17 protein-coding genes are annotated in these 22,269 nt (G+C 67.8%); 14 read left to right on the forward strand and 3 right to left on the reverse strand.

All coding sequences use genetic code 11. The features are described from left to right. Positions 1-48: 48 nt before the first annotated feature. On the forward strand, positions 49-1,041 hold the full coding sequence (locus ACZ1H8_RS02345) for a LacI family DNA-binding transcriptional regulator (protein WP_465179812.1): 993 nt from the start codon (positions 49-51) through the stop codon (positions 1,039-1,041). Between the two features lie 62 nt (positions 1,042-1,103). Further along, positions 1,104-2,069, forward strand: a complete 966-nt coding sequence (locus ACZ1H8_RS02350; RefSeq protein ID WP_465179813.1) for an alpha/beta hydrolase — start codon at positions 1,104-1,106, stop codon at positions 2,067-2,069. A gap of 7 nt (positions 2,070-2,076) precedes the next feature. On the opposite strand, the gene ACZ1H8_RS02355 is transcribed toward ACZ1H8_RS02350, so the two are convergent. Next, positions 2,077-3,345 (reverse strand): alpha/beta hydrolase, encoded by a 1,269-nt coding sequence (locus ACZ1H8_RS02355; RefSeq protein ID WP_465179814.1) that lies wholly within the window; start codon positions 3,343-3,345, stop codon positions 2,077-2,079. A 55-nt stretch (positions 3,346-3,400) separates the two neighbouring features. Here ACZ1H8_RS02355 and ACZ1H8_RS02360 point away from each other — a divergent pair, with 55 nt between their 5' ends. The 5 genes from ACZ1H8_RS02360 (at position 3,401) to ACZ1H8_RS02380 (ending at position 10,267) form a co-directional block, all read left to right on the forward strand. Beyond that, positions 3,401-4,816, forward strand: coding sequence for an MmgE/PrpD family protein (locus ACZ1H8_RS02360; protein ID WP_465179815.1), 1,416 nt, complete (start codon positions 3,401-3,403; stop codon positions 4,814-4,816). A gap of 17 nt (positions 4,817-4,833) precedes the next feature. Then, positions 4,834-6,261, forward strand: a complete 1,428-nt coding sequence (locus ACZ1H8_RS02365) for an aldehyde dehydrogenase (protein ID WP_465179816.1) — start codon at positions 4,834-4,836, stop codon at positions 6,259-6,261. 79 nt (positions 6,262-6,340) lie between these two features. Then, positions 6,341-7,177 (forward strand): p-hydroxycinnamoyl CoA hydratase/lyase, encoded by an 837-nt coding sequence (locus tag ACZ1H8_RS02370; RefSeq protein WP_465179817.1) that lies wholly within the window; start codon positions 6,341-6,343, stop codon positions 7,175-7,177. Between the two features lie 127 nt (positions 7,178-7,304). Further along, a complete protein-coding gene (locus ACZ1H8_RS02375; protein ID WP_465179818.1) occupies positions 7,305-9,392 on the forward strand; it encodes an acetate--CoA ligase family protein in 2,088 nt (695 codons plus the stop codon). An 11-nt stretch (positions 9,393-9,403) separates the two neighbouring features. After that, a complete protein-coding gene (locus ACZ1H8_RS02380) occupies positions 9,404-10,267 on the forward strand; it encodes an amidohydrolase family protein (RefSeq protein ID WP_465179819.1) in 864 nt (287 codons plus the stop codon). Here ACZ1H8_RS02380 and ACZ1H8_RS02385 read toward each other — a convergent pair. After that, a complete protein-coding gene (locus tag ACZ1H8_RS02385; RefSeq protein WP_465179820.1) occupies positions 10,264-10,716 on the reverse strand; it encodes a MarR family winged helix-turn-helix transcriptional regulator in 453 nt (150 codons plus the stop codon). The genes ACZ1H8_RS02380 and ACZ1H8_RS02385 overlap by 4 nt on opposite strands. 140 nt (positions 10,717-10,856) lie before the next feature. On the opposite strand from ACZ1H8_RS02385, the gene ACZ1H8_RS02390 reads away from it, so the two are divergent. From ACZ1H8_RS02390 to ACZ1H8_RS02410, 5 genes are read left to right on the forward strand one after another with little or no spacing between them, the layout of a single operon-like run. Further along, positions 10,857-13,526, forward strand: coding sequence for a TonB-dependent receptor plug domain-containing protein (locus ACZ1H8_RS02390; protein WP_465179821.1), 2,670 nt, complete (start codon positions 10,857-10,859; stop codon positions 13,524-13,526). Between the two features lie 4 nt (positions 13,527-13,530). Continuing rightward, positions 13,531-15,096: a tannase/feruloyl esterase family alpha/beta hydrolase gene (locus ACZ1H8_RS02395; RefSeq protein ID WP_465179822.1), complete on the forward strand. Its 1,566-nt coding sequence runs from the start codon at positions 13,531-13,533 to the stop codon at positions 15,094-15,096. Beyond that, complete coding sequence (locus tag ACZ1H8_RS02400; RefSeq protein WP_465179823.1) at positions 15,093-16,631, forward strand: tannase/feruloyl esterase family alpha/beta hydrolase; 1,539 nt, start codon at positions 15,093-15,095, stop codon at positions 16,629-16,631. Before ACZ1H8_RS02395 ends, ACZ1H8_RS02400 begins: the two co-directional genes overlap by 4 nt. Next, the gene (locus tag ACZ1H8_RS02405) at positions 16,628-18,115 is read left to right on the forward strand and encodes an alpha/beta hydrolase domain-containing protein (protein ID WP_465179824.1); all 1,488 of its coding nucleotides are present in this window, start codon (positions 16,628-16,630) and stop codon (positions 18,113-18,115) included. Before ACZ1H8_RS02400 ends, ACZ1H8_RS02405 begins: the two co-directional genes overlap by 4 nt. Further along, a complete protein-coding gene (locus ACZ1H8_RS02410; protein ID WP_465179825.1) occupies positions 18,112-19,860 on the forward strand; it encodes a CocE/NonD family hydrolase in 1,749 nt (582 codons plus the stop codon). Before ACZ1H8_RS02405 ends, ACZ1H8_RS02410 begins: the two co-directional genes overlap by 4 nt. Here the strand turns inward: ACZ1H8_RS02410 and ACZ1H8_RS02415 are convergent. Continuing rightward, positions 19,851-20,330: a MarR family winged helix-turn-helix transcriptional regulator gene (locus tag ACZ1H8_RS02415; protein WP_465179826.1), complete on the reverse strand. Its 480-nt coding sequence runs from the start codon at positions 20,328-20,330 to the stop codon at positions 19,851-19,853. The genes ACZ1H8_RS02410 and ACZ1H8_RS02415 overlap by 10 nt on opposite strands. 123 nt (positions 20,331-20,453) lie before the next feature. Here ACZ1H8_RS02415 and ACZ1H8_RS02420 point away from each other — a divergent pair, with 123 nt between their 5' ends. Together ACZ1H8_RS02420 and ACZ1H8_RS02425 are read left to right on the forward strand one after the other, a co-directional pair. After that, complete coding sequence (locus tag ACZ1H8_RS02420) at positions 20,454-20,972, forward strand: TRAP transporter small permease (protein WP_465179827.1); 519 nt, start codon at positions 20,454-20,456, stop codon at positions 20,970-20,972. Beyond that, a complete protein-coding gene (locus tag ACZ1H8_RS02425; protein WP_465179828.1) occupies positions 20,962-22,266 on the forward strand; it encodes a TRAP transporter large permease in 1,305 nt (434 codons plus the stop codon). Before ACZ1H8_RS02420 ends, ACZ1H8_RS02425 begins: the two co-directional genes overlap by 11 nt. Positions 22,267-22,269 lie beyond the last annotated feature (3 nt).

Here is a 22,269-nt window from a genome sequence, read left to right on the forward strand (position 1 = left end):
CTTGCAAGCGCGTTTTGCAGTTGTGCGCCGGTGGAGTAGGGTCGGCGCATGGCAGGTCGAAATCCCAGGCTGGACGATGTCGCGACGATGGCGGGCGTATCCGCCGCCACCGTGTCGCGATTCCTCAACAATCCCGGCGTGGTCGCCGCCGCCACCGGCGCGCGGATCCGCGAGGCGATCGAGGCGACCGGCTATATCCAGAACCTCGCTGCGGGCGCGCTGGCCAGCAGCCGCTCGCGGATGATCGCGGCGCTGGTTCCCGACATCGCCCAGTCGATCTTCAACGACACGGTCGAGGCGATGATCGACGAGCTGGCCAGCGACGGTAACAGCGTGATGCTGGCGCTGACCGGCCCCGACAATCACCGCCTCGCACGCGAGATCAACATGGCGCTGGCGCGGCGGGTCGATGCCATCATCCTGACCGGGATCGTGTCCGATGAGGAGTTGCGCCAGCGGCTGCGCTCCGCCGGCGTGACGGTGATCGAGACCTGGGGCCTGCCCGAGGATCCGATCGACGTCGCGGTCGGCTTTTCGCACCGCGCGGCGGGCGAGGAGATGGCGCGGTTCCTGCGCCAGCGCGGCTATCGCCGGCCGCACCTGGTCGTGCCGCGTTCGACCCGGTCGGAGCGGCGGGCGAGCGGCTTCATCACGCGCTGGATGCATGACGGCGGGCCGGAACCGACGCGGCTCGACGTCAACGTGCCCAGCCATTTCGGCCAGGGCCGCCTGTCCTATCGCGCGCTCGGCGACCTGGCGGAGCGGCCCGATGTCGTCGTGTGCGGATCGGACTGGATCGCGCAGGGGCTGATCGTCGAGGCGCAGGCGGCGGGCATCCGCGTGCCCGACCAGCTTGCCGTTACCGGCTTCGGCAATCTGCGCATGGCGGGCGACATGCGGCCGACGATCACCTCGGTCGATGTCGACGGCGCACGGATCGCGCGCGAGGTGATGCGCGTCCTGCGCGCCCGCGCCGCCGGGCAGGATATCGAAACCCGGATCGATGTCGGATTTCGCGTCATCGCCCGTGAGAGCGCATGAAAGGGCTTGCATCAGCCCCCATCACGGGTAGCTTTGCCGCATAACAATCCGGGAGAGGATCTATGCGGACGAGCATCACGGCACTGGCGCTGGCACTGATCGGGACGGCAGCGCAGGCACAGGTGGCGCCTGCACCCAACCCCGCCGCACAGCAGGAGGCCGAGGCACGCGCCGCCGCCAACCGCCTGCCCGATACCCCCGGCACCGGCCCGTACCCCGCGCTCAAGCAGGTCGACCCGAGCCTGCCGGACCATGTCGTCTATCGCCCCGCCGACCTGTCGAAGCTTGGCGGCAGGAAGCTCGGCGTTCTGATCTGGGGCAATGGCGGATGCAGCGATGACGGCGCCAGCGCCCGCTTCCACCTCGCCGAGATCGCTTCGCATGGCTATCTGGTCATCGCGCCCGGCAAGGTGCTGAGCGGCCCCGCCGCAGAGACGCGCCCACCGCGCCCGACCGACGGCAATGTCGCCACCCGCCTGGCGGTTGCCACGACCTCGCAGGACGTGACGAAGGGGCTCGACTGGGCGCTGGCCGAGAATCAACGCGCCGGCAGTCCGTACAAGGGGCTGATCGATCCGGCGCAGGTCGCGGTCGCCGGGCACAGCTGCGGCGGTCTGCAGGCGATCCAGGTCGGCGCGGACAAGCGCATCCGGACGGTGATCGTCAACAACAGCGGCGTCTTCACCGACGGTACCAACCCGATCCGCGGTATCACGGTCGACAAGTCGCTGCTGCAGAAGCTGCACACCCCGGTGCTCTATGTCCTGGGCGGCAAGGGCGATGTCGCCTGGCCGAACGGCAGCGACGATTTCGCGCGGATCAGCCATGTTCCCGCGGTGCTGATCGACGGCGAGGTCGGCCATGGCGGGACCTTCCGCCAGCCCAATGGCGGCGATGTCGCGCGCTTCACCGTTGCCTGGCTGAACTGGCAGCTGCGCGGCGATGTTCAGGCCGGCAAGATGTTCACCGGCAGCGATTGCGGTCTGTGCAGCGATCCGAAGTGGAAGATCGAGCGCAAGGGCCTCTGACGCGGCCTCAGCGGCAGGTCTTGCCGCGCCAGCACGGCCGCAGCATCGCGGCCGGCTGGTGCGGCACGAACTCGGCGGGGGTCGGCCCCCAGTTCTTCGACACGATCCGGTCGTCGAGATAGCGGATCGTCGCGACGATCGTGGGCGTGTCGAAGGTGCAATGGCCCGCCGCATTGACGAACAGGCTCCGCACCCGGGTGCTGCGCGCCGCCTCGGCATAGCCGCGCTGCATCGCCGGTGCGGTCATGCCGTCGCCGATCGTCTGCACCGCGAGCAACGGCACCAGCGGACGCGCATTGGGCGCGTAGTTCGCCCGCATATAGGCGACCGCCCCGGGCCTGGCGCTGACTCGTGGGCCGCCATTCAGGCTGGCCAGGTCGGCGTCGAGGTCAAGCCCCGCCTCGCGGTAGAGCGCGGCCACCATGTCGCGCCTGCCCGATCGCGACAATTGGCTGCGATAATCGATTCCCGTGTTCCACGAGAAGGCGCCGCCGGCGCGTTTCTCCTGGTCGACGCGTGGCAGATAGACGCCCATCACGAAGGCGCGCGCAATCTCCGCCGTCTGCGCGTCATAATCGCTCACCGCCGGCTGCGGTCGGTCGCGACTCGTCCAGCCGGGTATGCCGGCCAGCACGCCCGCCAGTGCCACGCGGGCACGCCCCTGCGGGGTCTTGAGCGCCTGCTCGAGCGCATCGCCGACCCGTTCGGCATTGACGCGGTCGTCGTCGATATCGACCAGCCGGATGCCCGAATCGGGCGCGAGCAGCGTGCGGAAGGCATAGGCGCCGTCCAGCGCCATGTTCATCATGCCGAGCGACCCGCCGATCGAGGCGCACATCGGCGCGGCGCCGTCGATCCCGCTGCCCGGCATCTCCGCCAGCGCGGTCGTGACGAGGCCGCCCATCGACGATCCCCAGGCGATGACGCGCTTCGGCTTGCCATAGCGGTTCGCAAAGGCAGCGATCGTCGCCCGCTGCGCCGGAATCGCCTGCTCGACCGCCCAGCCGCCGCTGCCATAATCCGAACCGGCAATCGCATAGCCGGCGTCGAGTAGTGCCTGACGATGCTGACGCGGGGCCGCCTCGGGCGCGCCCGGCGAGGGCGAATAGCCGCGGCTGTAGAGGAGCAGCGCGCCGTTCCAGTTGGCCGGGACTTCAGCGGCCCAGCGCGCGCCGCCGGGAAGCAGGTTCGTCTCCTGCGCGACCTGCCCGATCGTGCCGCCCTGGGGCCAGAAGATCGCCGCGGCCGTCACGGCCAGACCGAGCTTGAGACGCATATCCTCTCCTTTTCGCTTGCAATCCCGATACGGTCGATGAAAGCGTTTGCATAGAATGTTTTGTGATAAAGCAATTTCGCAGCACATCGCCGAGCATATCGCGGCGCTGACCCATGACGATCTGCCCGCGCAGACCGTCCATGCGACCCGGCGGGCGCTGCTCGACGCGCTGGGCGTGATGCTCGGCGCGACCGGGTTGAGCGGGGATATTCTTCCCTATCGCACGCATGCGATGGCGGGCGCGGGGCAGTCCCGGCTCCTGGGCATCGACGCGCGCACCTCCCCCGCGCTGGCTGCACTGGCCAATGGTGCGCTCGCCCATGCGCTCGATTTCGGCGACACGTTCGATGCGGGCCCCGCGCATCCGAATGCGGCACTGGTGCCGGCTCTCCTGGCGCTGGCCGATGCGGATCGCGGGATCGATTTCGGAACCTTCCTCGCCGCGATGGCCGCGGGCAGCGACCTGGCCTGCCGCCTGTCGATCGCCCCACCCCGCCCCTATGAGGAGGGCGGCTGGTATCCGCCGCCGCTGGTCAACCTGATCGCAGGCGCGGCCGCCTGCGCCAGGCTGATCGGGCTGGACGCCGAAGCCATTCGCCACGCGATGGGGCTGGCGCTGGTCCAGGGCAGCTTCCCGAGCGAGATCAAATATGATTTTGCATCGCCGATGCGCGGGATGCGCGAAGGGTTCGTCGCGCGCGCCGCGGTCGACGCGGCCCTGCTCGCCCAGAGCGGCGCGCGCGGATTTGCCGAACCGCTGGAAGGCAAGGCCGGGTTTTTCGCGGTCTATGGCGGTGGGCCGCCGCACGACTCGCTGACGACCGATCTCGGCACGCGCTTTCTGGGCGATCAGGTCAGCTTCAAACCTTGGCCCGCCTGCCGCGGCACCCATCCCTATATCGAGGCGGCGCTAACCCTGCGCGAGGGGCTCGACCTGGACGAAATCGTGTCGATCGAGGCCGAGACCGGACCGATCCAGGAGATGCTGATTCGGCCACAACCGACCAAGGTAGCCCCTTCCCGCCCGATCGAGGCGAAGTTCAGCATCCCCTACACCGTCGCCGCGGCGCTGATCGATGGCGAGGTGACGCTCGCGACCTTCCTGCCGCAACGGCTGGAGGATCAGGCGACGCGCGACCTTGCCATCAAGGTGGTCGAGCGCCGCAATCCCGACTGGGGCCGCGCCGAGGCAGCGAGCGGATCGCTGACCGTGCAGTTGCGGGACGGGTCGGTGCGCCATCAGGTCGTCATCCAGGCGGCAGGCCACCCTGATCGGCCGATCGACGATGCCGGCCTGATCGCGAAATTCGTCGATTGCACCCGCTATTCGGCCACCCCTCTGGCGACGGATGATGCCGAGATGCTCGCGAACCGCATTCTTCACTTCCCGACCGAAAGCGCGGCGGCAAATCTGCTGGACGGAATCGCAAAGGACCGCTTGCGCGCGCCCGGTTTAGGTTATATCACATAACAATAAAGGAGAGGCTCATGGCTACCATCGCACCGCCGGCCACCGGCAGGACCTTCACCCGGCTGAACCCCGTGACGGGCGACGTCGCGACCACCGCGCAAGCTGCAGGGGTCGCGGAGGCGGACGCCGCCGCCGCTGCTGCCGCCGCGGCCTTCCCCATCTGGTCCGCCATGGGCCCGAATGCGCGCCGCGCCTTGCTCACCAAGGCAGCCGACGCGCTCGCCGCCAAGGCCGACCAGTTCGTCGATGCGATGATGGGTGAGATCGGCGCGACCGAAGGCTGGGCGCGCTTCAACCTGATGCTGGCCGTCGGCATGGTGCGCGAGGCAGCCGCCCTGACCACCCAGATCGGCGGCGAGGTCATTCCGTCCGACAAGCCGGGCTGCATCGCCATGGCGCTGCGCGAGCCGGTCGGCGTGATGCTGGGCATCGCCCCGTGGAACGCGCCGATCATCCTGGGCGTGCGCGCGGTCGCGGTGCCGCTGGCCTGCGGCAACACCGTGGTGCTGAAGGCAAGCGAGCAGTGCCCGCGCACCCATTCGCTGATCGCCGAGGCATTTGCCGAGGCGGGCCTGCCCGAGGGCAGCGTCAGCATCGTCACCAACGCGCCTGAGGATGCCGGCGAGATCGTCGGCGCGCTGATCGACAATCCGCATGTCCGCCGGATCAACTTCACCGGATCGACCGCAGTCGGCCGGATCATCGCCAAGCGCGCTGCCGAGCATCTGAAGCCCGTGCTGCTCGAACTGGGCGGCAAGGCGCCGCTGATCGTGCTGGACGATGCTGACCTGGACGAGGCGGTCAAGGCGGCTGCCTTCGGCGCCTTCATGAACCAGGGCCAGATCTGCATGTCGACCGAGCGGATCATCGTCGTCGAGTCGGTCGCCGATGCGTTCGTCGAGAAGTTCAAGGCGAAGGTCGCCACCATGGCGGTCGGCGATCCGCGCGAGGGCAAGACCCCGCTGGGCGCGGTGGTCGATCAGAAGACGGTCGATCATGTGAAGTCGCTGATCGCCGATGCGACGTCGCAGGGCGCGGTGCAGGTCAATGGCGGCGACGCCAATGGCGTGCTGATGCCCGCCCATGTCATCGACAAGGTGACGCCGGAGATGAAGCTGTTCCGCGACGAGAGCTTCGGCCCGGTCGTCGGCGTGATCCGCGCCCGCGACGAGGCGCATGCGATCGAGCTGGCGAACGATACCGAATATGGCCTGTCGGCCTCGGTCTTCACCCGCGACACTGCGCGTGGCCTGAAGGTCGCGCGTCGGGTCAAGTCGGGCATCTGCCACGTCAACGGACCCACCGTGCATGACGAGGCGCAGATGCCGTTCGGGGGCGTCAAGAATTCCGGCTATGGCCGGTTCGGCGGCCGCGCGGGCATCGACAGCTTCACCGAGCTGCGCTGGGTCACGATCGAGACCGAGCCCGGCCATTATCCGATCTGACGCCGCGCAAGGCGCCGATCCCCGTTTCCATCCTACCGTTGATCATCGAGCGCGGACCCGCGCCAGCAAGGACCGAAGAATGACCGAATTGAGCAGCAACGGCGTCGTTGCCTATGATGTCGAGAACGGCATCGCCTGGGTGAAGTTCAACCGCCCGGACAAGCGGAACGCGATGAGCCCGACGCTCAACCGCGACATGATGGAAGTGCTCGACGAGCTCGAGTTCCGCGACGATGTCGGCGTGCTGGTGCTGACCGGCGAGGGCAGCGCCTGGACCGCGGGCATGGACCTGAAGGAATATTTCCGCGAGACCGAGGCGGACGGCCTGCGCGGCACCCGCAAGGCACAGCGCGAAAGCTATGGCTGGTGGCGCCGCCTGCGCTGGTACCAGAAGCCGACGATCGCGATGATCAATGGCTGGTGCTTCGGCGGCGGCTATGGCCCGCTGTTCGCCTGCGACCTGGCCTTTGCCGCGGAGGACGCGAAGTTCGGCCTCTCCGAGATCAACTGGGGCATTCTGCCGGGCGGCGGTGCGACCAAGGTGGCGGTCGAGCTGATGCCGTTCCGCAAGGCGATGTACCATGCGATGATGGGCGAGAATATCGACGGCAGGACCGCGGTCGAATGGGGCCTGGTTAACGAGGCGCTGCCGCTCGACCAGCTGAAGGCTCGGGTGACCGAGGTCGCCACGGTTCTGCTCGCCAAGAACCCGGTCGCGCTGAAGGCGACCAAGGACGCGGTCCGCCGCGTCACGCTGATGAGCTATGACGATGCCGAGGACTATCTGGTCCGCGCGCAGGAAGCGGCCAATTCCTACGACAATGAAGGTCGCAAGGAAGGCATCCGCCAGTTCATCGACGAGAAGAGCTACAAGCCCGGCCTCGGCGCCTATGACAAGGAGCGGGTGAAGGGCTGACGCCCCCACCCTCGCCTGACCGAGCCGCACCGGCGCCTCGCGCCGGCGGCGTGACGACCAACGATACGGGGTGTCCCCGCCGGTTCGCGCGCGCCGCGGGCCGGCGGGCGCCCGGCTAGGAACGACGATGCTCAACCTGTCCCGCCTGCTCTCGCCGAAATCGGTCGCGATCGTCGGCGCATCGCCCACGCCGGGGGCGCTCGGCAATTCGGTGCTGCAGAATCTGGACCGGCACGGCTATTCGGGCGCGATCCACCTGATCAACCCGAAGCGCGACGAGATTGGCGGGCGCCCCTGCCTCAAGTCGATCGACGAATTGCCCGAGGGCGTCGACGCCGCCGTGCTCGCCATCCCCGGCCCGGCGGTACTGCCCGCGGTTCAGGCGCTGGCCCGGCGCGGCGTCGGGGCGGCGATCATCTTCTCGGCGGGCTTTGCCGAAGGCGGTGCCGAGGGGCTCGCCGCCCAGGCCGAGGTCGCACGCATCGCCGCCGAGCATGGAATGGTGATCGAGGGGCCGAACTGCCTGGGCATGGTGAACTATGCCGCCGGCATCCCGCTGACCTTCGTCGAGACGCCGATCCTGCCGCTGGAGGGCAAGCCGGCGGTCGGGATCGTCAGCCAGTCGGGCGCGATGGCGGTGGTGCTGGGCACGACATTGATGGCCAAGGGCCTGGGCATCACCGTGTCGGTATCGACCGGCAACGAAGCCGCGTCGGGCGTCGAGGATTATGTCGAGCATCTGCTGAACGATCCCGCGACCCCGGCGATCGCGATGATCGTCGAGCAGTTCCGCAAGCCGGCGCGCTTCCTCGCGCTCGCCGAGCAGGCGCGCCAAGCGGGCAAGACGATCGTCCTGCTGCACCCCGGCACGTCGAGCGCAGCGCGCGAATCCGCGGCCACCCATACGGGGGCGATGGCGGGCGACTGGCAGCTGATGAAGGCCAAGGTCGAGCGCGCGGGCGTCGTGCTGGTGGACAGCCTCGAGGCACTGGGCGACGTGATCGAGCTGGTCGTCCGGTCCAAGCCGGTGCGCCGCGGCGGTACCGCAGTGCTGACGGAGTCCGGCGCGTTCAAGGCGCTGACCCTCGACCTGGCAGAGCGGATCGGGCTCGACCTGCCGGAGATGAGCGGCGCAACTGCGGCGCGGATGCGCGAGGCGATCCCCGACTTCATCCCCGTGTCGAACCCGATGGACCTGACCGCCCAGGCGCTGGTCGATCCCGACCTGTATCGCCGCACGATGGAGCCGCTGCTGGCCGACGAGAATTTCGCGGCTCTGGTGTTCGGCATCATCCAGACCGACGAAGCGACCAGCGCGCGCAAATTCCCGCCGATCATCGATGCGGTGAAGGCGCTGAAGCCCGAAAAGCCGGTGATCTTCGCCGGGCTGGACGACGGCGCCCCCGTGCCCCCGGCCTATATCAATCAGCTGCGCGAGATCGGCGTCACCTATTTCGCCTCGCCCGACCGCGCCTTCCGCGCGCTGCGGCATCTGAGCCAGCTTGCCGAGCGCGACTTCGCCGCCGGCGACAGCCAGGCCGTGGCGCTCGACCTGCCGCACGGCGTCATCCCCGAATATCAGGCCAAGGCATTGCTCGCCCCGCTGGGCGTCCGCTTTCCCGAGGGCGGCTTCGCCCGCGATGTGGAAGAGGCGAAGGCGGTCGCGGCGCGCGTCGGCTATCCGGTGGCGATCAAGGCACAGGCAGCAGCGCTCAGCCACAAGAGCGATGCCGGCGGGGTCATCCTGAACCTGGCCGATGCCGCCGCGCTGGAAGCGGCATGGACCCGGCTCTACGACAATGTCGCCGTCTATGACTCCGGCATCGCGCTGAACGGCGCACTGATCGAGGCGATGGGCGAGCGCGGGACCGAGCTGATCGTCGGCGCGCGCAACGATCCCGACTGGGGACCGGTCATCCTGGTCGGTTTCGGCGGAGTGACCGCCGAGCTGCTCCACGACGTCCGCCTGCTGCCGATCGACCTGACGCATGACGCGATCGTCGCCGAGTTGCGCAGCCTCAAGCAGGGCGCGCTGCTCGACGGCTATCGCGGCAGTCCGGCGCTCGATATCGATGCGGTCGCGACGCTGATCGCCGCGCTGGGCGGTGCGCTGGCGGGAACGCCGGCGATCCGCGAGGTCGATCTCAACCCGGTGGTGGTCTATCCCAAGGGCAAGGGCGCGGTGGCGCTCGATGCGCTGATCCTCGCCGAATAGGAGTCGCCGCCATGGACGTGGACAAGCTGAAGGCGATCGACATCCACGTCCATGCCGAGGTGTCGTGCCACGATCCCGAGGACCCGATCTTCGGCGAGTTCCTCGATGCCAGCACTACCTATTTCAAGGCGGATCGGCGCCGCCCGACCATCCCCGAGACGATCGCTCATTACCGCGAGCGCCAGATCGGGCTGGTCATGTTCACGGTAGACATGGAGGCCGGCACCGGCATCCGGCGAATCCGGAACGAGGAGATCGCCGAGGCGGCGGCCGCGAACAGCGACATCATGATCGCCTTCGCCTCGATCGATCCGCACAAGGGCAAGCGCGGCGCGATCGAGGCGCGCGACCTGATCGAGAAGCACGGGGTGAAGGGGTTCAAGTTTCACCCGCCGCTGCAGGATTTCGACCCCGGCGACCGAATGGCCTGGCCGCTCTACGAGGTGATCGATCATTATCGCCTGCCCGCAATCTTCCACACCGGTCATTCGGGCATGGGAACCGGCATGCCCGCCGGCGGCGGCATCCGCCTGAAATATGGCCAGCCGATCCTGGTCGACGATGTCGCGGTCGACTTCCCCAACATGAAGATCGTGCTGGCGCATCCCGGCTGGCCCTGGACCGATGAATCGCTGTCGATGGCGCTGCACAAGCCGAACGTCTTCATCGACCTGTCCGGCTGGAGCCCGAAATATTTCCCGCCCCAGGTCGTCCGCTACGCCAATAGCCAGCTGGGCCACAAATTCCTGTTCGGGTCCGACTTCCCGCTGATCCCGCCCGATCGGTGGATCGCTGCGTTTGACGAGGCAGGGTTCAAGCCAGAGCTTCGCGACCCGATCCTGAAGGGCAATGCGGCCCGGCTGCTGGGGCTTTAGCTCAGGTCGGACGCCGCGCGGCGCTCGATCCGGCCCAGCAGCTCGAGCAGGGTCGCCTTCTCCGCCTCGGAAAAGCCCGCCAGCATCTGCCGCTCATGCGCCTCGATGCGCTTCAGGCAGTCCGCCAGCTTGGCGCGGCCCAGCTCCGTGATGCTCAGCGAAAAGGCGCGGCGATCGCTCACATCGATCTCGCGGTCGATCAGGCCGGCATCGACCACCTCGTTGATCAGCGAAACCATGTTGGCGCGCTTGATGCCCAGAACGCGACCGACCGCTCCCTGATTGATCCCCGGCGTCCCTTCGACGACCGCGAGGATGCCGATCAGCACCTGGCGCATGCCGGTGCCGTCCACCGCCGCGGCAAAGTCGCTGGCAAAGGCGCCCGAGGCGCGACGCAGATGATAGCCGATCAGCGGCGCGAGCGCGCCAACGTCATTCTCTCGGGACATGGGACACAGCGAAGACACGTTTTGCGCCCGTCCGTCAATCTCCGCTTAGGTTCGAACCAATATCGTTGACATTATGGACTGTTTATATTCATATCAATTGAGAGTCGCAAAGCGGCCGTTCATCGGAGAGGGAGAAGGGCATGCGCACGTCATCGGGCCTGTTCATCGGGGTTGCGTTGAGTTCACTCGTGCAGGCGGGGCTGGCGCATGCGCAGACCGACCCGACGCCGGTCGAGCAACAGCAGGAGGCTCAGGCCCCTGCCGCGGATGACGAGATCGTCGTCACCGGCACCAGCATTCGCGGCGTGGCACCGCCCGCCTCCCCTTCGGTCCAGCTCGACCGCGAGGATATCCTGCGCAGCGGCGCGGCGACATCGACCGAGATCGCCCGCACCCTGCCCCAGGTGGTCAATATCGGCGCGGACGAAAGCCGGCGCGGCGGTGCGCAGGATGCCGCGGCCAATCGTACCCGTACCTCGGGCATCAATCTTCGCGGCCTGTCGAACGAGGCGACTTTGCTGCTGCTGAACGGCCGCCGCCTGGCACCGAACGGCACGATCCGCGCGCTGGCCGACCCGGCGATGATCCCGGCGATCGCGCTGGAGCGGCTGGAGATCGTGCCCGACGGCGCCTCGGCCATCTATGGTGCCGATGCGGTTGCGGGCGTGGTCAACATGATCACGCGCCGGCCGTTCAACGGTGCCGAGGTACAATTGCGCTATGGCGGCGCGGACGGGCTCGACCAGATGCAGGGCTCAGCGCTGTTCAGCCGCAAATGGGGCAATGGCGGATTTCTGGCCGCCTATGACTATTATTTCCGCAGCAATCTGCGCGCGGTCGACCGCGACTTCACCTCTGCCGATCTGCGCAGCATCGGCGGCACCGACCAGCGATCGACCCAGGCGGCGCCCGGCAACATCCTGATCGGCAGCACCCGCTATCCCCTGCCGAACGGCAACGGCCGCGGGCTGACCGCGGGCCAGCTAGTGGCGGGCACGCCCAATTATTTCGACCAGGGGCTTTGGGGCGACCTGCTGCCCGAACAGGAGCGCCACTCGGTCTTCCTCAGCGCCTATCAGGAGCTCACCGATCGGCTGACGCTGACCTATGAGGGCTTTTACAGCCGGCGGACCTTCAGCGAGAATGTCCAGCCGCCGGGCTCGAACCTGATCGTGCCGCGCAGCAATCCGTTCTTCGTCCACCCGACCAATCCGGCGGCGGCCAATGTCACGGTCGAATATCGCTTCATCGATGCCCAGCGCGACGCGACCTGGTCGGGCCATGACATCGGGTGGCAGAACACGCTGGGCCTGCGCTACGATCTGGGCGGCGCGTGGCAGCTCAACGCCTATGCCGCGCTCAACCGCAATCGTGGTCGTGCGAAGACCGATGACCTGCTCAACACGCTGACGCTTCCCCGCGCGCTCGCGGACAGCAACCCGGCGACCGCGTTCAATCCGTTCGGCAACGGCGCCTTCGCCAACAACAATCCCGCCACCCTTGCCAGCATCGCCGGCTATCGCGACAGCTTCACCGTGAATGACGGGCGCGATTTCGTCGCCAAGATCGACGGTCCGCTGTTCGGCATCGGCGGCGGCGACGTGCGCGTCGCGATCGGTGCGGAATATCATGAGAACGAGCTCGAATACACGATCTACTCGACGCTCAAGAACCTCGCCAACGACCTGATCCTCGACCGCCAGCGGACCAAGTCGCGCAACAACAAGGCGGTGTTCGGCGAGCTCAACATCCCGCTGTTCAGCTCCGCCAACGCCATTGGCGGATTCCAGGAACTGACCGTCCAGCTGGCCGGCCGTTACGAGGAATATTCGGACTTCGGCGACACCTTCAATCCGAAGATCGGCGTGACCTGGACGCCGATCGACAGCCTTCGCCTGCGCGGCAGCTGGGGCACATCCTTCCGCGCGCCGTCGCTGATCGACTCCTCCGACGCGATCTTCAACATCTTCATCCAGAATCTGGTCGACAACGGCGTCACGAAGCGCGGCATCTTCATGAATGGCGGCCGCAACGACCTGAGCCCCGAGACCGCAAAAACCTGGTCGGTGGGCGCCGATTTCAAGCCAAGCTTCCTGACCGGTTTCAGCGCCTCGGTCACCTATTATAACATCAAATATTCGAACCTGATCGACGCGCTCGCCCCGGCGACGATCCTCAGCAGCGACGGCCTGTACAGCAGCTATGTCAATCGCAATCCGACGATCCAGCAGGTCGAGGCGTTGCTGAACTCGCCCAATCTCGAGACGGTCCGCGAGCCCGCCTCCAGCCTGTTGCTGATCGTCGACGGCCGGCGCGACAATATCGGCGAACTGCATCAGGACGGCATCGACGTGCAGCTCGACCAGCGGATCGACACCGGAATCGGCGCCTTCAATGTCGGCTTCTACCTGACCCAGATCCTGAATGCCGAACGGTCCTCCGCACCCGGCGTGCCGTTCCGCAACGCGCTGAACCTGATCAACTTCCCCGTCGACACCCGCATCCGCGGCAATCTGGGATGGAGCGACGGGCGCTGGTCGGCGAACCTGTTCTGGAACCATGTCGGCGACTACACCAACAACCTGATCACCCCGAGCCAGCAGGTCCGCGCCTACAACACGTTCGACGCGTCGATCGGGTATAAATTCCCCGACCAGGGCGCGCTCAACGGCCTGAGGATCACGCTCAGCGCCCAGAACGTGTTCGACCGCGATCCGCCCGACGTGATCAACGGAACCCAGGCCTGGGACGGCCAGAACGCGTCCCCGATCGGCCGCTTCATCGCGCTGGACCTGCGCAAGTCGTTCTGAGCCGGTGAGGATCCGGCCGGTCCTGACGCTGATCGCCGCGACTGGTGCCGCGCTGCTGCTCCAAGGCAGCGCGGCACCAGCAGGAGCGCCCAGCGCGCTGCTGTGCGGTGTCCGCATCGACCTGCCGCCCGATGTCCGCATCACCGCCGCATCGCCGGTTGCAGCGGGGCAGACGGTGACGGGCACCCGCAGCTACCGCCCGACCCGCAGCTTCTGCCGCGTCGAGGGAATCATCGAACGCGAGATCGGCTTCGAACTATGGCTGCCGGCCGGCGCGGACTGGAACCGGCGTTTCCTGGGTGCGGGCGTCGGCGGACAGGCGGGCAGCGTCGCGTTGCCCGATCTCGCCCGCGGCGTGGAGCGCGGCTATGCCGCTGCCAGCACCGATACCGGCCACAAGGCATCCGACGAGACTTGGCTGCTCGGCCGTCCCGATCGCGCCGCCAACTATGCCGGCCGCGCCAATCATTTGCTGGCGCTCAAGGCCAAGGCGATCGCCGCGGCCTATTATGGCCGCGCGCCGCGCAAGGCGATCTTCGTCGGCTGCTCGGGCGGCGGACGTCAGGCAATGACCGAGCTGCAGCGCTATCCCGAGGATTATGACGGCATCCTGGCGGGCGCGCCGGGGGTGAACACGCCCGAGATGAGCGCGCGGCGGCTATGGGAGATGATCCAGCATGACCGCGACCGCGGCGTGCTGGACGCGGCGGGCTGGAAGCGGATTGCCGATGCCGCCGTGGGGCGGTGCGATGCAGCCGACGGGTTGAAGGACGGCCTGATCGAGGATCCGCGCCGCTGCGATTTCCGTCCTGCCCAGCTTGCCTGCACCGCCGGGGCATCATCCAAAGCCTGCCTGACGCCAGAGCAGGTCGCGCTGGCTGAGCGAATCCATGCGCCGCTGCATGACGAGAGCGGTCGCAGGATCGACGACGGCATCCTCCCCGGCACGCCGGTCTCGCCGGTTGCCGTTCCTGAACCCTTCACGCCGGGTCCCAAATATCTGGCCACGGTCTTGTTCGGACAGGGCATTTACCGTGACGCAAATTGGGACGTGCGCCGGTTCCGGATCGCACGCGACCTGTCCGCGATCGACCGGGTGATGAACCTTCATGCCGACGATCCGCGGATCGATCGCTTCGTCCGGCGGGGCGGCAAGCTGATCCTCTATCATGGCTGGGCAGACCCTTTGGTCTCGCCCCTGCCGACGATCGACTACTACCGCACCCTTGAAAAGCGCTTCGGCGCCGATCGCGCCAGCGGCTTCGCGCGGCTGTTCCTGATGCCCGGCATGGACCATTGCCGCGGCGGCGGCGTGCCCGACCGGTTCGGCGGCGCGGGCGGCCTCGACGGCGAAGGCGTGTCGCGCGCGGCGGGCGACGACCTGCTCACCGCGCTGGAGCAGTGGGTCGATGGCGGCCCCGCCCCGAACCAGGTGCGCACCGCCCGGGTCGAGAACGGCGTGCCGGTCCGCACGCGCCCGGCCTGCGCCTTCCCCGCCCGCCCCCATCATGTCGGCGGCCCGATCGAGCAGGCAGCTTCCTATGAATGCCGCACCGGAGAAAGAAGATGATCGCACGTCTCGCGCTTGGTGCCACGGCGTTGTTGCTCGGCTCGGCAGCGTCGCCGCCGATCCCGGCACCAGCAAATCTCTGCGAAGGTGTGACCAGCCTCGCCATCCCCGATGTCACCATCGACTCCGCCACACCGACCGACAGCGGTACCGCCTGGGCGGCAGGCATGCCGCCGGGCCGCGGCGATCCGGTCGCGACCGCGCGGCCCTTCTGCCGGGTGCGCGGCCGGATCGAGGGCAGCATCGCATTCGAGCTTTGGTTGCCCGGCAAGGCTGGGTGGAACGGCAAGTTTCTCGGCGCGGGCGTCGGCGGGGCTGCCGGCACCTTCAACTATCAGGACCTCCCCCGCGGTATCAGTCGCGGCTATGCCGCGGCGACCACCGACACCGGGCACAAGATGAGCGATCCGGCATGGATGCTCGATGCCCGGGCGCGCGAGAATTACACCCACCGCGCCAACCATCTGCTCGCGCAAAAGGCCAAGGCGATCGTCGCCGCGCATTACGGCACCGCACCGCGCTACAGCTATTTCATCGGCTGTTCGGGCGGCGGCCGTCAGGGGCTGAAAGCGCTGCAGCGCTTCCCCGAGGATTATGACGGCATCGTCACCGGCGCGAACGGGCCGAAGACACCCGAGATGACGGTGCGCCGGATGTGGGAGTTGCTCGAGCGCGACCGCAATCCGGGCCTGATGTCCCCCGCCGACTGGAAGCTGATCGCCGACAAGGGCAGCGAGGCATGCGACGCCGGCGACGGCGTGCGCGACGGGCTGGTCGAGGATCCACGCGCCTGCAACTTTCGCATTGCCTCGCTCCAGTGCCGCCCCGGCCAGACGAGCGGCTGCCTTAGCGCGCAGCAGGTCCGCTTTGCCGAGCGCTTCTATGCGTCGCTGACAGATGTCAGCGGCCGTGCGATCGACAAGGGGCTGCTCCCCGGCGTGCTGGTCGACAGAGGCCGGTCGCAGCTGGCGATCGGCACCTTCGGCCAAGCGATCCGCGGGCTGCGCGACTGGAACGGCGCCGATTTCGACGTGGCGCGGGATCTGGCGGCGATCGACCGGGTGATGCCCCAGCTGCGCGCCGACGATCCCGATGTTTCCGCCTTTCGCAGGCGTGGCGGCAAGCTGATCCAATATACCGGCTGGCTCGACGGCGCGGTCGCGGCGCGGATGGTGATCGACTATCACGACGCGCTGACGCGGCGCATGGGGGGCGTCCGGCCGACATCGAGCTTCGCGCGCCTCTACATGCTCCCCGGCGTCCATCACTGCGCGGGCGGCCCCGGCCCCGACCAGATCGGCGGATCGGGCCGCGATGCGCCCATGCTCGACGCGCAGCACGACCTGTTGACCGCGATGGAGCAATGGGTCGAGCATGGCCGCGCACCGGGATCGATGGTCGCGTCGAAGGTCGAGGCCGGCTCGGTCACCCGCACGCGGCTGATCTGCCCCTATCCGCAACAGGCGCGCTACCGCGGCGGCGATCCCGCCAGCGCCGCTTCGTTCCGCTGCGTTGCGCCGGGCAAGCGCCTGTGATCCGCCCTTTCCTCGCGGCGTCGCTGCTCGCGCTGACCGCCAGCGCTGCGCCGGATCCCGACAGCGTCCGCCCCGCGCCCGCCCCCAGCGCGACGTCGCAAATCTGGCTCGATCCCGCCCTGCCCGGCACGCCCGGAGCCGAGGCGCTGGCACGGGCCGGCTATGTGCGGGAAGAATGGTTCCAGAGCGGCACCGCCAATGTCTATGGCTATGACGCAGCCGGAAAGGTGCGGACCGAGCGCAGCGACGTCCCCTACACCACCCGCCTGATCGTCCTGCGCCCGTCCGATCCGAAGCGCTTCAGCGGTACCGTCCAGCTGAACCCGGCGCATCCGGTCATGGGCAATCTCAACTGGGGCACCATCGCCGATTATGCGATGCGCCGCGGCGATGCCTTTGTCGGAGTGATGATCGGCGCCGACGACAACACCCGCCGCGCGCCGCCGGGACGATCGCCGATCATGGCGACGCAAATGCTCGGCTGGTTCAATCCCGAACGCTATGCGCCGATCGACTGGCCGAGCGATGAGGACGGCATCCGCTGGGACGTGTTCGCCGATACTGCGCGGCTAATCCGCGCCCGCACCGGGCCCCTCGGTCCGCTGAAGGTCGAACGGGCCTATGCCTCGGGCTGGTCGTTCACCGGCAGCTTCCTGCGCACCTTCATCAATTCCGGCTTCCACGCGAAATACCGCCGCGCCGACGGCAGGCCGCTGATCGACGGCTATCTGATCGGCATTTCGTCGTTCAGCTACCGCTCGGGCTATGTCCCGATCAATTCGCGATCGCCCAATCTGGCCGAGGACGATCCGCGCCGGACCAATGTCGCGATCGATGTGCCGGTGATCGAGCTTCAGAGCGAGAATGAGGCGATCACCAACCGCGAGCCGCAGAGTCCGGACAAGGACCGCGCACCGGGGGCGCACCGGCTTTACGAAGTACCCGGCCTGACCCATGGCTCCAGCCGCCGGCGTGACGGCGTTTCGGAACGCCAGATCGCGACACGTCTGGGCAGTCCCGCGCCGGCGAGGACCGACGACTGCCCCTTTGCCCAGACCGATATCGACATGTCCGCCTTTGCCGCGGCCGCCCACGCCAATCTCGACAGCTGGTCGCGCCGCGGTCTTGCCCCGCCGCGCGCCGCGCGGCTGCGCCATGCCCAGGGCAGGCAGCAGCGCGACGCGAGCGGCAACACGATGGGCGGCGTCCGCCCTGCCCAGCTCGACGTCCCGCTCGCCCGATATGGCGCCGCGCCCGGATGCGACCAGGCGCGTGGCGGAATCGGCAGCCCGTCGATCCCGATGCGCCGCATCCCGCTGTCGAAAGCCGAACTGGCGGCGCTCTATCCCGGCGGCCGCGACGGCAATCTGCGCCGCTTCGATGCCGCGATCGACCGACTGGTCCGCGCCCGCTGGCTGCTCGCGCCCGATGCCGCCGCCCAGAAAGCCGAAGCCCGCAACTTTGCCGAGGAAGCCTTCAGATGATCCGCACGCTCGCCGCAGCTCTGGTGCTTGCCGCAGCCCCGACCGCGCTCCATGCCCAGGAGGCGCCCAGCTTCGGGCGCTATGCGCCGGCGCTGAAGTTCACCGACACGATCGTCACCTCCGAATATCTCACCATGCGCGACGGCGTCCGCATCGCGGTCAGCGTCACGCGGCCCGCGATCGGCAAGGCCGCGGCGCCCGGGCGCTTCCCGGTGATCTGGACCGGGTCGCTCGATATCGGCGGGCCCAATGGCGATGGCGGGCCGATCAACGTCCGCGGCGGCCGGTTCGGCATGGGGACGATCGTTGGCCATGGCTATGTCGTCGTCACCGCCGCCCGGCGCGGATCGGGCGCGTCGTTCGGCACGCGGCGCGGCTATCAGGACCGCAACGAAGCCTATGATTCCTACGAGATCACCGAATGGGCCGCGCACCAGCCCTGGTCGACCGGCAAGGTCGGCATGTTCGGCTGCTCCAACACCGGCGAGGCGGTGCTCCATTCGATGTCGGTCCTGCCACCCAGCATGACCGCGGTCTTCTCGGGCTGCTTCTCCTGGAACAAGTTCGACGGCTTTGCCCGCGGTGGCATCATCGCCAATTGGGGCACCGGCCCGACCAGGACGGTCGAGCAGGACATGAAGTCCACGCCGGTCGATGGCGACGAGAACCGCCTGCTGCTGCGCCAGGCGGCCAAGGAGCATCAGGGATCGACCAATTTGTTCGACCTGATGCTATCGATGCCGTATCGCGACACGACCTCGCCACTGACCTTCAGCCGCTTCTGGGGCGAGGGATCGGCGAGCAGCTATGCCGCACAGCTCGGCACGTCGAAGGTCGCGACCTATATCCAGGGCGGCTGGTATGACGATTTCCGCGCGCAGGGATTGATCGCCCAGGCCAATCTGCCCAACCGACCGCGGATCATCATCGGCCCCTGGACCCACTGCGCGACCACCGGCTTCGAGGACGGCGTCGCGGCCGAGGCGCTGCGCTTCTTCGACCAGCATCTGAAGGGCATCGACACCGGCATCCTCGCCGATGCGCCCGTCCATTATTTCACGATCAACGCACCCGAAGGGACCGGCTGGCGTTCCGCGGCTGCCTTTCCGCTACCAGGAACCGAGATGCGCAATTTCCATCTCGGCGCGGCAAGCCGGCTGGCGACGCGCCCGGGCAAGGCCGCGGCCACCGAATTCGAGGTGAAGCGTGAAGGCACCTGCCCCGGCGCGAGCGGTGCCGCCGCCCAGCCCTGTCACCTTCCGAGCCTGGGCGCCTCCTGGAGCATGCCAGTGATCGCCGATACCGAGATCACCGGCATCCCGCAGGTCGATCTGTGGATCGCCTCCGACGCGCCCGACGAGCATCTGTTCGCCTATCTTGAGGATGTCGCCCCCGACGGAAAGACCAGCGTCGTGACCGAGGGGCGGTTGAAGGCGAGCATCCGCAAGACCGCGGCCGCGCCCTGGCAGACGATCGGCATTCCCTGGCACCGCGCCTTTCGCGAGGATGCGCAACCGCTGACCGCGGGTGAGCCAGCCCGGCTGCAATTCGCGATGCTCCCGGCCTCATACGTGTTTCGCAAGGGACACCGGCTCCAGGTCACCGTCACCGGCTGGGACTGGCGCGAACGTCAGGCGCCGACCACCCGGTCGCGGATCCGCATCCTGAACGACGACGCCCATCGTTCAACGGTGCAGCTTCCCTTCGCCCCGGCGACCTACACGGTCGCCTATGCTCAGCGATGAAAGACGTCGTACATCCGGTCGAGCGCGCCGTCGAAGATCAGCCGCTCGTCCGGACTGAGCTGGGCAAGCACCTCGGCCTCGACCGTTTCCATGATCTTGAACAGCTGGTCGAGAAAGTCCCGTCCCGCCGGAAGCGCGGTCAGCGCATGGCGGCGCCGGTCGACCTTCGACCGTTCGCGCTGGGCCCAGCCGCGCCGCTCGAGCTCGTCGACGATCTGCACCGTGATCGATTTGTCCAGACCGACCGCGCTCGACAATTCCTGTTGCGACATGCCGGGATTGGCGTCGATCAGCGCCAGCGACGAGAACAGGCCGGAGCGCAGTCCGAAGTGCGAAGTCGCCGCCATGAAATCGGCGGACAGCTGATTCTGCACCCGGCGCATGCGGAAGCCGACATAGTCGCCGAGCCGGCCGAGTTGCACCCGCCGCTCGCTTGCGCCGTCGCTATCCCTGCCCCGTTCATCGGTCACGCCACTGCCTCGCTCGCACCAATTTAGGGTGCAATATAGATGGTTGAATTATTCTACGATCTCGATATTGAACGTCATTAGACTGCCCGCCTCAAGGGCTGTCAATCGGGAGGGGTTGAGGCCTTGGCTGACCCAGTTGACATTGCCCCGCCGCAAGGCGAGGAGCCGCCGGCGGCGGCAACCGGGGGCGTCGCCCAGCGGATCATCTTCATGATCGGATCGGCAGGCCTGCTGCTGGCCACCGCGGCGGATTCGATCGCCGTGCTCGGCCGGCATACCGGCTTCGCGCTGCTCGGCTCGATCGAGATCGTCCAGGCAGCGATCGTCTTCATCGCGGCATCGTCGATGGTCAGCGTCACCCTGGTTCGCGGCCATGCGGCCGTCCATATCCTGACCGACCGGTTGCAGCCGGTCCGCCGCGAGGCGCTGGGACGGCTTGCGATGGTGCTGGGCACGGTCGCGGTGCTGCTGCTCGCAATCGGGTCGATCATGATGCTGGCCGACCTGTGGAATGGATATGAGCGGTCGGAAATCCTTCACATCCCGCTGCGCTGGTTCCGCATGCTGATGATCGCGGCCCTGCTGTTCGTCGCCGCGCTGTTCGCCCGCGACGCCATCGGGCGGAGGCGACATGACGCCTGAACTGATCGGCTTTGCCGGCATCCTCGGCCTGCTGCTCCTGCTGACGATCGGGGTCCCGATCGGCGTCAGCCTGGCGCTGACCGGCGTGCTCAGCCTGATGGTCATGCTCTCGCCCGAGGCGGCGCTGGCCAAGGCGGGCGTCGTCGTGTTCGAGGTCGCCAACAAATATGAACTGGGCGTCCTGCCGCTGTTCCTGCTGATGGCGCATCTGTGCTTTGCAGCCGGGGCCAGTCGCGACTTTTTCGACGTGGCGGCGCGCTTCATCGGTCATCGCCGCGGCGGCCTCGCGCTTGCCTCGATCGCCGGATGCGCCGGCTTCGGGTCGATCAGCGGGTCGAGCCTCGCGACGGTGGCCACCGTCGGATCGGCCGCGCTGCCCGAGATGCGGCGCGCGGGCTATCACCCCGGCTTCGCGGCCGGTGCGCTTGCCGCCGGTGGCACGCTCGGCGCGCTCATCCCGCCCTCTGGCGCGCTGATCGTCTTCGGGATCATCGCCGAGCAGTCGATCGGCAAGCTGTTCACCGCCGCGATCATCCCGGGCTTCTCCCAGGCGCTGTTCTACATGGCGGCGATCGCGATCCTGTGCGCCTTCCGCCCCGAACTCGGCCCCCGCTCGCCGCGGGTCGGCTGGGCAGACCGAATGCGCGGCATCGTCGGCATTCTCGACATCATCGTGCTGGTCGTCTTCGTGATCGGCGGGCTGATGATCGGCTGGTTCACCCCGACCGAGGCAGCATCGGTCGGCGTGCTCGCCGCCTTCCTGCTGTGCGCACTGCGCGGTGCCTTCAACCGCGAGGCGATCGGCCAGGCATTCGCCAAGACGCTGTCGACCACCGGCATGATCTATCTGATCATCATCGGCGCGATCCTGTTCGCCACTTTCATCAGCGTGACCGGCATCGCCGACCTGATGTCGAACACGGTGCGCGAGATGCACACCAGCCCGATTGTCGCGATCATCGTCATGGCGCTACTGCTGCTGGTGCTCGGCTCGTTCCTCGACGGGCTGGCGCTGATGCTGCTGACGACGCCGATCTTCCTGCCGATCGCGATCGAGCTGGGCTACAGCCCGATCTGGTTCGGGATCTTCCTGGTGCGGACGATGGAGATCGGCTTCGTCCACCCGCCGCTCGGGCTGAACGTCTATGTCATCCAGGCGATCGGCAAGGACATCCCGCTGGGGTCGATCTTCCGCGGCATCGTGCCGTTCCTGATCGCCGACTTCTTCCACCTCGCCCTGCTGATCGCCGTCCCGGCGCTCACCTTGTGGCTGCCAAGCGTCACGGGGGGCTGACCC

It is taken from the genome of Sphingomonas sp. BL-S-25, assembly GCF_055521555.1.

Coding starts and splice junctions, on each gene's coding strand:
- ACZ1H8_RS02380 (WP_465179819.1), top strand. CDS start 9,404: ATGGACGTGGACAAGCTGAAGGCGATCGACATCCACGTCCATGCCGAG.
- ACZ1H8_RS02370 (WP_465179817.1), top strand. CDS start 6,341: ATGACCGAATTGAGCAGCAACGGCGTCGTTGCCTATGATGTCGAGAAC.
- ACZ1H8_RS02425 (WP_465179828.1), top strand. CDS start 20,962: ATGACGCCTGAACTGATCGGCTTTGCCGGCATCCTCGGCCTGCTGCTC.
- ACZ1H8_RS02350 (WP_465179813.1), top strand. CDS start 1,104: ATGCGGACGAGCATCACGGCACTGGCGCTGGCACTGATCGGGACGGCA.
- ACZ1H8_RS02345 (WP_465179812.1), top strand. CDS start 49: ATGGCAGGTCGAAATCCCAGGCTGGACGATGTCGCGACGATGGCGGGC.
- ACZ1H8_RS02410 (WP_465179825.1), top strand. CDS start 18,112: ATGATCCGCACGCTCGCCGCAGCTCTGGTGCTTGCCGCAGCCCCGACC.
- ACZ1H8_RS02400 (WP_465179823.1), top strand. CDS start 15,093: ATGATCGCACGTCTCGCGCTTGGTGCCACGGCGTTGTTGCTCGGCTCG.
- ACZ1H8_RS02375 (WP_465179818.1), top strand. CDS start 7,305: ATGCTCAACCTGTCCCGCCTGCTCTCGCCGAAATCGGTCGCGATCGTC.
- ACZ1H8_RS02355 (WP_465179814.1), bottom strand. CDS start 3,345: ATGCGTCTCAAGCTCGGTCTGGCCGTGACGGCCGCGGCGATCTTCTGG.
- ACZ1H8_RS02360 (WP_465179815.1), top strand. CDS start 3,401: ATGTTTTGTGATAAAGCAATTTCGCAGCACATCGCCGAGCATATCGCG.
- ACZ1H8_RS02390 (WP_465179821.1), top strand. CDS start 10,857: ATGCGCACGTCATCGGGCCTGTTCATCGGGGTTGCGTTGAGTTCACTC.
- ACZ1H8_RS02385 (WP_465179820.1), bottom strand. CDS start 10,716: ATGTCCCGAGAGAATGACGTTGGCGCGCTCGCGCCGCTGATCGGCTAT.
- ACZ1H8_RS02365 (WP_465179816.1), top strand. CDS start 4,834: ATGGCTACCATCGCACCGCCGGCCACCGGCAGGACCTTCACCCGGCTG.